A 13,027-nucleotide genomic window follows, 5' to 3' on the forward strand; every position below is an offset into this window, starting at 1 on the left:
GCATTTTCAGGTTATGAGCAAAACAAAATCCATAGAAGAAAGAATAGAAAGTCTTGAAACCGCGCTCGCGCTTCAGGATCAGAATGTCGAAGAACTCAATAAATTCATCATTGCCCAGCAAAAACAAATCGGCGATCTTGAAAAGAAATTAGAGCTGATGGTCATGCAGATGAAAGATCTCAAGGATGCCGTAGCACATGCTTCACCGCAGGATGATGTTCCGCCACCCCATTACGGACATGTATAATTTTTTTATTAACTGACGCAAAAAAGCCCCGAACTCATCAGAGTCCGGGGCTTTGAACATTCTATATAAAGATTCCCTTCTACGAAACCTTACATCCATTTCCTACTGGTGCGGAAACACTCAACAGCTGCATTTCTTCACCGTTGCGTACAGCGAGAATCATGCCCTGAGAAACCTCACCGCGCAGTTTGCGAGGCTTAAGGTTTACAACCACGACAACCTGCCGTCCTTCCAGATCTTCAGGTTTGAAGAATTCAGCAAGACCGGCCACAACCTGACGCGGCTCATCATCGCCGGTATCAATCTTGACCAGCAGCAGTTTATCTGCGTCAGGATGTTTTGCAACAGAAAGCACTGTGCCAACGCGCATATCCACTTTCTGAAAATCGGGAAACTCAATAACTCCGGGAATTTCTTCCTTAGCCTGCTTGGATTGCTTCTTGGATTTCTTGGCTTCCTTTTTCTTGGGAGCTTCTTCTTCCTTGGGCAATTCCACACGCGGGAAAAGATTTGATTTCTTAGCAACTTCGGTACCGGGATCAAGCAGACCCCAGACGTCAATTTCACCCTGCAGGTTTACCTTTTCAGGAGAAAACTGGATTCCCAGCTGTTCAAGCATAGCTTCACTGGCTTCAGGCATAACCGGCCAGAGATGAATAGCGATCTTGCGCATACTTTCGAGCAGAACATACATCACGGTACCAAGGCGGGACATTTTCTCTTCTTTGTAGAGCGTCCACGGCTGAGTGGTATCAATGTATTTATTCAGACCGCGCACAAGCTCCCAAAGTCCTTCAAGACCGCGGGAAAATTTAGAGTCCATAAAATTATTCTGAAACTCGGCCATAGCCTTGCGTCCGAGACCCTTGATTTCGCAATCTTCATCAGCCTCATCACCCTGATCAGGAACTTTGCCGTCAAAGTATTTATGCGTCATGGACAAAGTTCGGCTGAACAGATTTCCGAGATCGTTGGCGAGGTCAGCATTGAGACGGCCGACAAGAGATTCTTCTGAAAAGCTGGAATCATTACCGAAAACCATTTCACGCAACAGGAAGTAACGGAAGGCGTTTACACCGTATTTATCCGCCATTTCCAGCGGGGAAACTACGTTGCCCAAGGATTTGGACATCTTGGTGTCCTTGATAAGCCAATAACCGTGAACATTCAGATGCTGATACGGTTCAATCTCTGCGGCTTTGAGCATTGTCGGCCAAAAGACAGCATGCGGCTTAAGGATATCCTTGGCCACAAGGTGGTTAGCTTTAGGCCAGAATTTTTTAAATTTTTCGCCTTCGGGATATTCAAGAGCTGTAATGTAGTTAATGAGTGCATCAAACCACACATAAGTCACGAAATCCTTATCGAAGGGAAGTTCGATACCCCATTCGAGGCGGCTCTTGGGTCGGGAAATGCAGAGATCTTCCAATGCGCCGGACTTGAGCAGACTCAGGACTTCATTGCGATATCTTTCCGGACGGATAAAATCGGGATTAGCGTTGATATGTCCAATTAACCAGTCCTGGTATTTGGACATTTTAAAAAAGTAGTTTTTCTCTGCGATATATTCAGGAACAGTTTCATGCTGCGGGCATTTGCCGTCAACAAGTTCCTTCTCGGTATAAAAACGCTCACAACCGAAGCAATAATGACCGCCGTATTCACCGAAATAGATATCACCTTTATCGTAAACTTTCTGCAGGACTTCCTGTACGCACTCGATATGTCTTTGCTGAGTGGTCCTGATAAAATCGTCATTTTCTATCTGCAGTCCGGGCCAGAGGCCGCTAAACAGAGCGCTTATTTCATCGACGTATTCACGGGGTGTCTGGCCGCCTTTTTCCGCAGCCTGCACAATCTTATCACCGTGCTCATCCGTTCCGGTGAGAAAGAAAGTTTCATCTCCCAGCAGCTTGTGAAACCTGTTCATGGAATCAGCAAGAATTGTTGTATAGGCATGGCCGAGATGCGGCTTAGCATTAACGTAATAGATGGGAGTTGTAATAAAAAACGAATCCAAAATCAGTCACTCCTGTTATGGTGATAACAATCGGATATAAATAGTCTTTTTTAAAAAAACTTATCGAATACAGAATCCGATGTGAATACAGCATAAAAACTTAACAGCCGGGTGAGAAAAATATTTTTCATCCGGCCGCTTTTTTTGATTTGCGCTCATAGGCAGAACGCATATAGCGAAGAACACGAAGATAAGCAACTAAGTTCGGACCAATATTATTCAACTGGTCCGAACTATAAAATATTATTTGCTCTTTCGTGGTCCGGAAGGTTTACGTTTACGCCTGCGCCTTGAAGGACGACGGCGGTTTGAAGGCTTTCCGGATTTAGGGGAACCGGACTCATCCTTTTCCTCGGATTTGGGGGAAGAAGAGGATTTTTTATCCTGCTCCGGCTTATTCTGGGGACGTTCCTTTTTAGGAGGCCGCTTGCGGCGCTCCTGCTGAGAATCATCCTTACGCCTTTCTGTACTTACATTTTCGCGTATTTCCTTTTCGTGCCCGGATTCTTCACCTTTTGGCTGCTCGTCTGCACGATTGGCCGGTCTGCGTTCAGGTTTAGGACGATCTGATTTTAGTTTATCAGACTTGGACCGCTCCGGTCTGGGACGTGATGAACGCCCTCTCTCCGGTTTCGGGCGACCACGTTCAGGACGTGAACGCTGAGGTCTTCCCTCGTTGCCGTCACCGCCCTTGTTGTCCCTGTCGCCGGGACGTCCACGCCGGGGTTCACCATCTTGAGAATCAGGAGTAACGTCACGATCCTGACCGGGACTTTTAAGCACATCCGGCCAATCATCGAGCGAAATTTCAATCTCCTCGCCCTGTTCAGGTACAACAGTCAGGGTGTTTCTGAAAAAGTTAGTCCGTGCAACCCTTACCGTTCCATGTATCGTATTATATTTCTTGCCTGTTTTTGGGCTTTTACGATGAAAGTCCTCATAGTTATCCTGCTCAAACGACAGACAGCAAAGCAACCTTCCGCAGATTCCGGAAATTTTGGTCGGGTTGAGAAAAAGGTTCTGCTCCTTAGCCATTCGGATGGTTACAGGCATAAACTTACGCATGAAACGACGGCAGCAACATATCTGACCGCAGTTACCAATGGCTCCCAGCATCTGGGTTTCGTGACGGACACCGATCTGTCGCAATTCAATGCGTGTACGGTATTCCTTTACCAGATCCTTGACCAGCTCACGAAAATCAATCCTTCCCGGAGCGGTGAAATAAAAAATCATTTTGCTGCGATCAAAAAAGACTTCCACGTCCACAAGCTTCATTTCCAACTTCTGACGGTCTATGCAATCCTTGCAGAACCTGTGTGCAGCACGGGAAAGCTCCCTGTTTTCTGCATCGGCCGCAAGATCTTCTTCACCCGCAAGCCGGTAAATTGTCTTTATGGAATCCTCAGTGACTTCCTCCGGCAGATCTTGCTGTACAACAAAGACCTTACCAAGTCCCATGCCCTGCTCAGTCTTAACTATGACTGAATGACCTTCCCGTACAACGAAAGGTCCGGACGAAAAATAATATATCTGACCGAAATCATTAAACTTAACGCCTAAAATCTGTGACATTATAAAAAAACCTTATATAAAACCGCACCTGCGCGCGGATAAAACTTGATATGAAGAAAGTACAGTAAACCACTTCCAGCGGAACTTCAATTCCAGCAGTTTTTTCTAATAACCCAGAATAATACAATTTTTAATATTTAGCAAAAAAAATCCGCAGCAAATGCCGCGGATTTACCCCATATTTAACGGGAAAAATATATATATTAAAACTAAAATTACCTTTCAAGCAATTCAGTTTCTATTTATACAGAAAAGCCGAGATTCTTCAGCTCTTTTACTAACTTATCTTCTTCAATCGGTTTAACCAGATAAGAAGTGGCTCCGCCTAGAAAAAAAGCATCATGAGTTTCTTTGCGGTCATCAAGCATGGTTGTGACAATAACCTTTACACCGCTTGTTTCCTCAACATCAAAATCTTTTTCTATGGACCTGATTTCACGCAAAGCCTGCTGGCCGTCCATCTCCGGCATTACGAGGTCCAGACAAACCAAATCGTATGCGTTGCCGTTCTCAAGCCCCTTTTTAAAGGCAAAAACAGCTTCCTCACCATTCACGGCAATATCGCATTGTGCATATGGTTTCATGATCTCATGCAACATATTGCGGCAATAAAAATCATCATCAACGATCAGCACTCGCATTCAGGCAAACCTCCAGAATCTTATGGCTTCACACACATACTACGGGCAATGGAAAGACATTGGCACTTTTGCACATGAAAATCAAGTTTACACACTCAAATTATAATAAAAAATATTTAATCTTACGGAGCAGTAATTAATTGACCGTCAGCGGACCATTCCACGGTCAGAGCGCCCTGTTTAGAGGTTGTATAAAGTGGAATAAGTTTTTTATCCAGCTCTTGTTTAACTTTTTTAGATACAAAATCATATCTATTCAAGAAACCGCAGGCAGCTAAAGCAATTTGTGGATTTACTTTTTCATATAATTCAGGAGAATAAGAGCCTGAACTACCATGATGCGGCAGAACCAGCACAGGAGAAAAAAGATCATGCCCGCTGCTAAGAACCGCCTTTAATCCCTTTTTGTCCAGATCGCCTGAAATGGAAAGCAACGGATGCCCATTCCAGATCAGCCGAAGATACAGGGACCGGTCATTACGGCTGCCCTTAAATGTGGCTGCTGGATGTGTAACTTCCATGATCAATCCCGGCTCCAGCGTGATTACAGCACCACTGAACAAAACCTCGGGATGAATACCGTTACGTTCAAAAGCGGCTTTAAAACGCTTCCCTGTCCTGCCGCTGGGTATATCGCCGTTAAAATAAAAGCGGTCCACTGAAAATTTCTCAAGTAGAAAAGCAAGCCCTCCGGCATGATCTCGGTCTCCGTGGGTCATAAAGATATTATCAACATGCGGCAGATGGCCGTAAGCAAGCCACGGCCCCACAATGGACCAGCCCATATCAAAGTTCCACCCGAAACCGCCACCGCCATCAACGACTGTCCGCGACCCATCCGGGCCGCTTATAACCACGCATTGCGACTGTCCGGTATCGAGGATATCCATCCGAACCCGCTCCGGCCCTGCGGAATCGTATCCCCGAAGGCAGAGTAGCAATGCAGCCGGAAGCAGCAGGATATAAGCCCTTTTACTTCTACCGTGCCAGCAGAAGAATATCGCGGCCAGAATCAAATAATAGACCAGTATACCTTCCCAATGAGGACGGTAAAAAGCATATTCCGGCAGAAATCCGGAATCATCCGCCCAGCGGACAAGTTCAAGCAACCACTCGAATGTCCCGGCTCCGGCGGCAAATAATTTACCTGAAATAAAAGGGCTGAAATATGATGCGATCAATCCGCCGACCCCGCAGACTGGCAGGATAAACATGCCCAGAACAGGCACGAACAAAATATTAAATAAAAGATTCGGTGTGATCACTCCGAAGTTCCAGACCAGCACAGGCATCAGGGTGAGATTGGCACAGATGCTGATGTAAAGCAGAGCCGCGACAGATCTTATCGCGTTGTACCGCAGTCCCGGACCGGACGGCATGAATCTTAAAAATAAGGGATAGAACAGGGCAATCCCGCCCACAGCCAGTACTGAAAGCTGAAATCCAAGATCGAATACACTTAGCGGAGACACTGCTAAAATCAAAAGTACGGCTAGCAATAAGCCATCCAGAAGCACCCTGCCCCGGTTGAAGAACATGAACAATCCCCAGAACCCGAACATGGCAACCGCACGCAGCAGCGAGGGACTGAACTGCCCGAGCCACAGATATAGAAGCACCGGAGGAATGGAAAAAAGGACTCCCAGCCGCATACGGGGAATCCGCAGATATATCCGGGGATAGACAGCCCCCGCCAACCATGCCAGCCCAAACCCCATGGCAACGATGAATCCCACATGCAGGCCGGACAAGGCCAGAATGTGTGAAACACCGGCCCTGCGAATTAGTTCTACAGTCTCGTGTGAAAGGAAAAAACGGTCACCGGTAAGCAACGCAGGAAAGATGGCCCCGCCCTGAGTGGGAGGAGCGTTCTTTAAGATATGTTCACGCAGGGAGGTCCGCAGCTTCTGCAAATTTCCGGGAGAATAAGGCTTTAAGCCGCCGTTTTTTATCAGTCCACGGGCGTAAGTCCGGTAGCGGATATTTTTGGTACGGCAGTAAAAATCATAATCCCAGAGTCCGTTGTTTCGGAATCCATGAATCGGCTTGACCCTTGCCTTCAGAGAAACCTGCTGCCCGACATAGGGCAATTGTGCAGGGTCGGCCCACGTCCAGTTCAGAAATCCATCGAGTTCGGTCTGAGCATCGGTACTGTTACAGGTTACATTCTCAAGAAGTATTTTAAGCTGCTTTCCCGGCATCCCTTTGATGCTGTGAATTGTTCCGCTAAGCTGAACCTTCTCACGTGCAGCCATCCAATCAGGTATGGCAATGCCTTGCGTCGGCAACGAAAAATTTCCATACCAATGTCCTAAGCCGAACAGCAAAAGCAACAAAAGGACCGTACCCTTTTCAGGGCGGGATATAATTATAAAAAACAGGCAGATCAGCAGAGCGGCCAGAGAGGGAACCATCCATTTAATGGAAAGTATGCCGAAGACAAAAGCGGGGATTAAAATCTCCCAAAAAAACAGGCCCGGCATCCCGGACCTGCTTTCTGAGATTAAATTTTCATTAACCGTACTCATCACACGGTTATTCTATTACTCTTTCTCGCGCCAGACCCTTGCGCCCACCGCCGAAAGCTTATCTTCAAGATTTTCATATCCCCTATCAAGATGATAAATACGCTGAACATCGGTCCGTCCGGATGCTGCCAGCCCGGCAACAACAAGGGAGGCACTCGCCCGCAGGTCGGAAGCCATAACCGGGGCACCGGCAAGCTTTTCAACTCCGCGGATCATAGCGGTACGGCCTTTGAGTTTGATATTTGCGCCCATACGCACCAGTTCCTGCACATGCATAAAACGATTTTCAAAAATCTTTTCCTCAATGGTCCCGGCACCATTTGCAAGACACATCAGGGTCATAAGCTGAGCCTGCATATCAGTGGGAAAACCAGGATACGGCTGAGTGGTGATGTCCACGCCGGAGATAAGTCCGTTTGTCCTGCGAACGCGAACTCCGCCCTCTTCTTCTTCCATCCAGACTCCCATCTTGCTCATCTTGTACACAACGGAATCCAGCTCCTGAAACGGGCAATCCTCGATCAGAAGTTCTCCGTCAGTCATTGCGGCAGCGACCATGTAAGTACCGGCTTCAATACGGTCCGGCATGACCTTGTATTTGCACCCTTTAAGTGAGGAGACACCCTGCACGGTAATTATGCTGGTACCCTGACCGGAAATCCGGGCTCCGCAGGCGATGAGGAAATTTGCCAGATCAACGACTTCAGGCTCACGGGCAGCGTTTTCAATAATTGTCTCACCTTCAGCAAGAGATGCGGCCATAAGCACGTTTTCAGTACCGCCCACAGTGGGGAAATCAAAATGAATATGCGCACCCTTAAGCTTATCACATTTACCGTGAATGTAGCCGGAATCAAGATCAAAGGAAGCTCCCATCTGCTCAAATGCGGTCAGGTGCAGATCCACAGGGCGTGCGCCGATAGCACAACCGCCGGGCAGAGCGACCTTAGCTTCACCCTTCAAAGCCAGCAAAGGACCGAGACAGAGCACTGAGGCACGCATGGTCTTAACCAGATCATACGGGGCTTCAATCTTAAGGTTCTTCACCTCGCTGCTGACGTCATTTCCGTCAAAAGAAGTCTCACATCCGAGAATATCGAGCAGCTTGAGTGTAGTATGAATATCCCGAAGACGAGGAACATTGGTCAGGCTCACCGGGCCTTCCGGAAGAATACAAGCCAGAAGTATCGGCAGGGCCGCATTCTTAGAACCACTGACCCTGATAGGCCCGTGAAGGGAAACTCCGCCTTCAATTACTAATTTATCCATCTCAATTCCTATGTTGATGCGCTATGCGTTTCTTTTCAAATTATTTAACCTCCGGTAGTCCCCAAAAAAAAGGACTATTGGAATCCCGGAAGGTTGGAATCAGCTATTAATTAATATCGGAATTCTCATCTCATAAATTGCATAAATAGTGAATATGGAAGTAACCTATTTTCCTGCTAAGATCAAAAAGTGCTTTATAAACAAGTTAATCATCCTCCAAACTTGCGGACTTTCCATAATACGAGAAAAATAACCTTTTTTTCAAAAACTTCTTGACCATCGCACCCAGCTTAGTTAAACACACCTCTCACACGCGGTGGGTGTAGCTCAGTTGGTAGAGCACTTGGTTGTGGCCCAAGTGGCCGAGGGTTCAAGTCCCTTCACTCACCCCATTTGACATTTTCAGGGATCAGGAATCTCTGACCCCTTCTTAAGGTGGGTGTAGCTCAGTTGGTAGAGCACTTGGTTGTGGCCCAAGTGGCCGAGGGTTCAAGTCCCTTCACTCACCCCATATTTTAAAAGACCGGAAAATTTCCGGTCTTTTTTATTTTGCGACTCCGAACCATATCTTTAGCTGCTATATAATTTCAAAAACGATCTCTTTTTTAAGTTTCTGCCCGCTGATCATATCATGCAGCTCAATAATGTACCGGTATTTACCTTCCGGCAGCTGCCCCAGATTAAAATCATTAGTCATATAGATATCAAGAACCGGCTTTCCCGTATTGTAGTGCATGCTTAGAAGTCCCTCACGCTCGAAGAGGATCTCCCCCGCAGCAGTTTCAAGCATTACATCCTGCGTAAGATAGAACTCATACCTGCCCTGCTGAGTGGATGTGAACCAGTTAATGGGCTCGTAGTACAATAATAGATTAGTTCCGCGTTTAATCTTATTATCCGCTAAAGGATAAAACGATGCGTAATTCAAAATTTTTGAGCAAAGGGTAAATTCCTGTAGTCCAAGCTTACTTTCATTCTGCTTTTGAATAATTTCGTTTTTCAAACTTAAAATTTCTTCGGCATCACCGGCCCCGGCAGAAGAAACAAAAACAGTATTCATAAGAATCACGAAAAACATCACGGCCAGTAATGAATAAATTTTTCTGCGCATGCCAGTCTCTCATCATATTAAAATTTGTTTTCATAAACCTGTAAGATTATACCACCACAAATAATTTACAGCCAGTAAAACAAAAAGAGGCCCGGACTTTCATAATCCGGGCCTTAGAAACGAGCTTAACTCTGCTTGCGTAGCTTACGAGTATCACCGACTCTTATGGTAAACTTTTCTTTGTCCATATATTCAAGCAATGGAATGGAAAATTTCCGCGACAGCCCGACCAGCGCCTTGAAATCCTGTGGTCCGAGCTCTTCATTCTCCGCAAAATAGTCTTCAAGTATCTTTTTCAGGCCATTCACCGCCGATCTTGAAAAATACATTTCATCCTTGATACGAACCAGCACCCCTTCATCCTGAAGGAGCCTGTATACCGGAGCTGCTTCCTTGAAGACCAGTCCCAGAGGCTCAAGAACATCTTTCAAGTTGGGCGGAGTAAGCCCGCCCTTTTCATAGATATCCATCAGGGTATCACGCAGCTTTTGCTGATCCGAGGCAAGCGAAACCTTGTGACCGGGCAAATGCAGAATTTCCTGGGCCGCAACTATCTCCTTTTTCTTGAGCAAACGCTCTACAATGGAGTGAAACAGCTTATCCGGCAACCCCTTACCAAAGGAAGAACCTATTTCACCACGAGAAACCCCGGGTTTCATAGGATCGTTCTTGTGAAATTCTTCAAGGTAGTTCAAAAGGCCCTGCACCAGATTTTCATAATGAGTGCCGGAGACATAGCTGCGGTTTTCCTTATCATAAAGAAACACCTTCTGCTGTCCACCCATGCTCTGGAGCATTTTCTCGAGCGGCTTAGAAGCCACGTTAGTTAATATGGAAAGCTCTTGAAAAGTAAGACCAGTCCTACCTGCCAGATCAAGATGAGTAAGAACCAAATCTTCCGGCTCAGCTTCAATCAACGACTCCAGACGCTTCACATCATCTGAAAACCGTTTCACTTTCCGACCAAGCGGATTGATTATGCTGCCCCCGGCAATTGTGCGCAAAGGAGAAAATGACCGCAGCACCACCCGGTCACCGTAAACACCGGTCATGGGTTTATCAAAACGGACCTGACATACAGCACTTTCGCCCTTTTCAAGCTTTTCACGATCAAGGAAATATACTTTGGCCATCACTTCCTTGGAGCCGTGGTGAAAATGGATTTCCTTGCGGTGTTTCAGACTTTTGGGTGAAGACGGCAAACAGGTAAGTTCCACATCCCAGACTGTAGACGGGAAAAGAGTTCCCGGACGTCCCAGCACTTCGCCCCTTTCAACATCCTCAACCTCAACCCCGTGCAGATTGATGGCTGTCCTGCGTCCTGCCGGAGCAACCTCAACACTAGCACCATGCGATTGCAGACTGCGCACCTTGGTCTCGGTCATTTTCGGGTAGAGAACGACGTCATCCCCAACCGAAAGCTGTCCTGAAATAAGGGTACCGGTCACAACAGTACCATGTCCCTTCATTGTAAACACACGGTCCACGGGCAGACGAGCCAGATCGGTCCTGCGTTTCGGGGAAAAATTTTTCATGAAACCGGCGATCTCGGCACGCAGTTCCTCCAGCCCCTGCCCGGTATGTGAAGAAACGGCATGAATAGGAGCATCAGCCAGAAAACTCGGCGCGAGAAATTCCCGCACATCTTCCTGCACCATCTCCATCCAGTCTTCATCGACCATGTCAGCCTTGGTCAGGACCACAAAACCTTTCTCTATGCCCAGCAGAGTGCATATCTCGAGGTGTTCACTGGTCTGGGGCATAACACCCTCGTCAGCGGCAATAACCAGCAACACAAAATCAATACCTGCTGCCCCGGCAACCATATTTTTAACAAATTTCTCATGGCCGGGAACATCAATAATACTCAGATGCTCATCATCTCCGAGATCAAGGCTGGCAAAACCAAGCTCAATGGTGATACCACGCTTTTTTTCCTCGGCCAGACGGTCGCAGTCCGTTCCGGTCAACGCCTTAATCAGGCTGGTCTTACCGTGGTCGATATGACCGGCAGTACCCATAACTACTGGCATCTATGCTCCTTTTAAGAAGCCTCCGGCGGCCGGGGAAGGAAAACTTATGTAAAAGTTTCCCTTCCCCGGACCCCATCCCTTCAAAAACCTTTGGTTTGCTTCGCATATAGCGCGAAAAGTCCGTCTTCGGATATTACTTCGGCAAAGACTAATTAAAAGTTTTTGGGATTCTTAAGCCCTTTTTTCAAAAAGGATTTAAGCCGCCGGAGGCATCATCAAATTAATTCTTCAAAAAAGTCCTGAAAGCCAATTCAGTAGCGTACAAATCGGCCTTACTGGTCAGCTCAAACGGACTATGCATGGAAAGTACCGGAGGTCCGAAGTCAATTACATCCATGCCGTATAGGGCAAGGAATTTAGCGACAGTACCGCCCCCACCGAGATCAACCTTACCCAGCTCGGCCATCTGCCACGGAGCCCCGGCCTCACTCAGAATATTGCGCAGCCATGCTACATATTCGGGATGAGCGTCATTGGCTCCGACCTTACCGCGATGTCCGGTAAATTTGCAGAAGCACGGACCATAACCGAGATAAGCGGAATTAAGTTTTTCGTGCACATCCTGATAATCGGGATCGATTGCAGCGTGGACGTCTGTGGAAAGAGCCTTACCGGCCATCATCACCCGGGACATCTTGGCATTGGGTTCCCAGGCTTCAATGAGATCTTCGAGGCAGTATTCAAAAAAGAGTGACTTGGCACCGGTGGAACCTTCGGAACCGATTTCCTCTTTATCGTAAAAGAGCACAATCTGGGCGTTGTCCGGTTCAGGAGCATTCAGGAAAGCTTCCAGAGCAAGAAATACGCAGGAACGGTCATCCTGTCCGTAACCGCCGATAACAGACTTATCCAGTCCGACATAGCGGGCCGGGCCGGCGGGAACTATATGCATTTCCGCGCTGAACAGATCTTCTTCGACAATTCCATATTTCTCATTAAGCAATTCCAAGACCTTACGTTTCTCGGAAGGAGCACTGTCGTCATCATCTGCATCGTCTTTGGTGAAAGACAATGAATGGCCCATCAGTATATTCAGCTTCTCGGCTTCAAATGCATCGGTAACGTTTTTAGTCACCTGTTTGTAAGCGAGGTGCGGCAAAAGATCGAGAATGGAAAATACCGGATCATCCGCATCCTCACCGATTACGACATCAATCTTAGTGCCGTCTGCTTTAACCACTACGCCATGCAGGGACAAAGGACGCGCCAGCCACTGATATTTGCGGATACCGCCGTAATAATGAGTCTTGGCCATAGACATACCAAGATCTTCATATAACGGATGCTGTTTAAAATCGAGACGGGGAGTATCTGCATGCGCCCCTACGAGACGAAATCCCTGTGAAAGGGGATTTTTACCTTTACGGGCGATAAAAATAGTCTTGTCGCGGAAGGAGCGGAAGCACTGATCCGCACCAAGGTAATCTTCGAAACCAGCTTCACGCAGTTTTTCCTCAACGTATTTGATAGTCTCACGTTCGGTTTTGCAGCGGGTCAGAAAATCAATATAACGAACGGCAAGGTCATCCATCGCCTGCCGATGTTCATCGTCTTTAAAAATCTCCCAGCAGCTCTTCGGATCATGCTCAATTGATTTATTCAT

The 13,027-nt window shown here is 47.1% G+C and carries 9 protein-coding genes and 2 tRNA genes; 3 read left to right on the forward strand and 8 right to left on the reverse strand.

Annotation, left to right across the window (positions count from 1 at the left end):
- Window positions 1–13 precede the first annotated feature (13 nt).
- Entirely contained in the window at window positions 14–247 is a 234-nt protein-coding gene (locus ACKU35_RS14690) for a SlyX family protein (protein WP_319760279.1), read from the forward strand.
- A 79-nt stretch (window positions 248–326) separates the two neighbouring features.
- On the opposite strand, the gene metG is transcribed toward ACKU35_RS14690, so the two are convergent.
- The 5 genes from metG to murA form a co-directional block, all read right to left on the reverse strand.
- Window positions 327–2,267 carry a methionine--tRNA ligase gene (metG, locus tag ACKU35_RS14695; protein ID WP_319760280.1) on the reverse strand — a complete coding sequence of 647 codons (1,941 nt, stop codon included), beginning with the start codon at window positions 2,265–2,267 and terminating at the stop codon, window positions 327–329.
- A gap of 243 nt (window positions 2,268–2,510) precedes the next feature.
- Window positions 2,511–3,842: a regulatory iron-sulfur-containing complex subunit RicT gene (ricT, locus tag ACKU35_RS14700; protein ID WP_319760281.1), complete on the reverse strand. Its 1,332-nt coding sequence runs from the start codon at window positions 3,840–3,842 to the stop codon at window positions 2,511–2,513.
- A gap of 242 nt (window positions 3,843–4,084) precedes the next feature.
- Window positions 4,085–4,483, reverse strand: a complete 399-nt coding sequence (locus ACKU35_RS14705) for a response regulator (RefSeq protein WP_319760283.1) — start codon at window positions 4,481–4,483, stop codon at window positions 4,085–4,087.
- 122 nt (window positions 4,484–4,605) lie between these two features.
- The gene (locus tag ACKU35_RS14710) at window positions 4,606–6,966 is read right to left on the reverse strand and encodes a DNA internalization-related competence protein ComEC/Rec2 (protein WP_319760285.1); all 2,361 of its coding nucleotides are present in this window, start codon (window positions 6,964–6,966) and stop codon (window positions 4,606–4,608) included.
- A gap of 60 nt (window positions 6,967–7,026) precedes the next feature.
- Complete coding sequence (gene murA, locus ACKU35_RS14715; RefSeq protein WP_319760287.1) at window positions 7,027–8,280, reverse strand: UDP-N-acetylglucosamine 1-carboxyvinyltransferase; 1,254 nt, start codon at window positions 8,278–8,280, stop codon at window positions 7,027–7,029.
- A 316-nt stretch (window positions 8,281–8,596) separates the two neighbouring features.
- On the opposite strand from murA, the gene ACKU35_RS14720 reads away from it, so the two are divergent.
- A tRNA-His gene (locus tag ACKU35_RS14720) sits at window positions 8,597–8,672 on the forward strand.
- A 43-nt stretch (window positions 8,673–8,715) separates the two neighbouring features.
- A tRNA-His gene (locus tag ACKU35_RS14725) sits at window positions 8,716–8,791 on the forward strand.
- Between the two features lie 66 nt (window positions 8,792–8,857).
- Here the strand turns inward: ACKU35_RS14725 and ACKU35_RS14730 are convergent.
- The 3 genes from ACKU35_RS14730 to ACKU35_RS14740 all read right to left on the reverse strand — a co-directional run bounded on the left by ACKU35_RS14730 (window position 8,858) and on the right by ACKU35_RS14740 (window position 13,027).
- Complete coding sequence (locus ACKU35_RS14730; protein ID WP_319760289.1) at window positions 8,858–9,391, reverse strand: hypothetical protein; 534 nt, start codon at window positions 9,389–9,391, stop codon at window positions 8,858–8,860.
- Between the two features lie 125 nt (window positions 9,392–9,516).
- Entirely contained in the window at window positions 9,517–11,424 is a 1,908-nt protein-coding gene (selB, locus tag ACKU35_RS14735; RefSeq protein ID WP_319760291.1) for a selenocysteine-specific translation elongation factor, read from the reverse strand.
- Between the two features lie 220 nt (window positions 11,425–11,644).
- The gene (locus ACKU35_RS14740; RefSeq protein WP_319760293.1) at window positions 11,645–13,027 is read right to left on the reverse strand and encodes an aminopeptidase; all 1,383 of its coding nucleotides are present in this window, start codon (window positions 13,025–13,027) and stop codon (window positions 11,645–11,647) included.

This window comes from Maridesulfovibrio sp., assembly GCF_963676065.1.
Lineage (GTDB): Bacteria > Desulfobacterota > Desulfovibrionia > Desulfovibrionales > Desulfovibrionaceae > Maridesulfovibrio.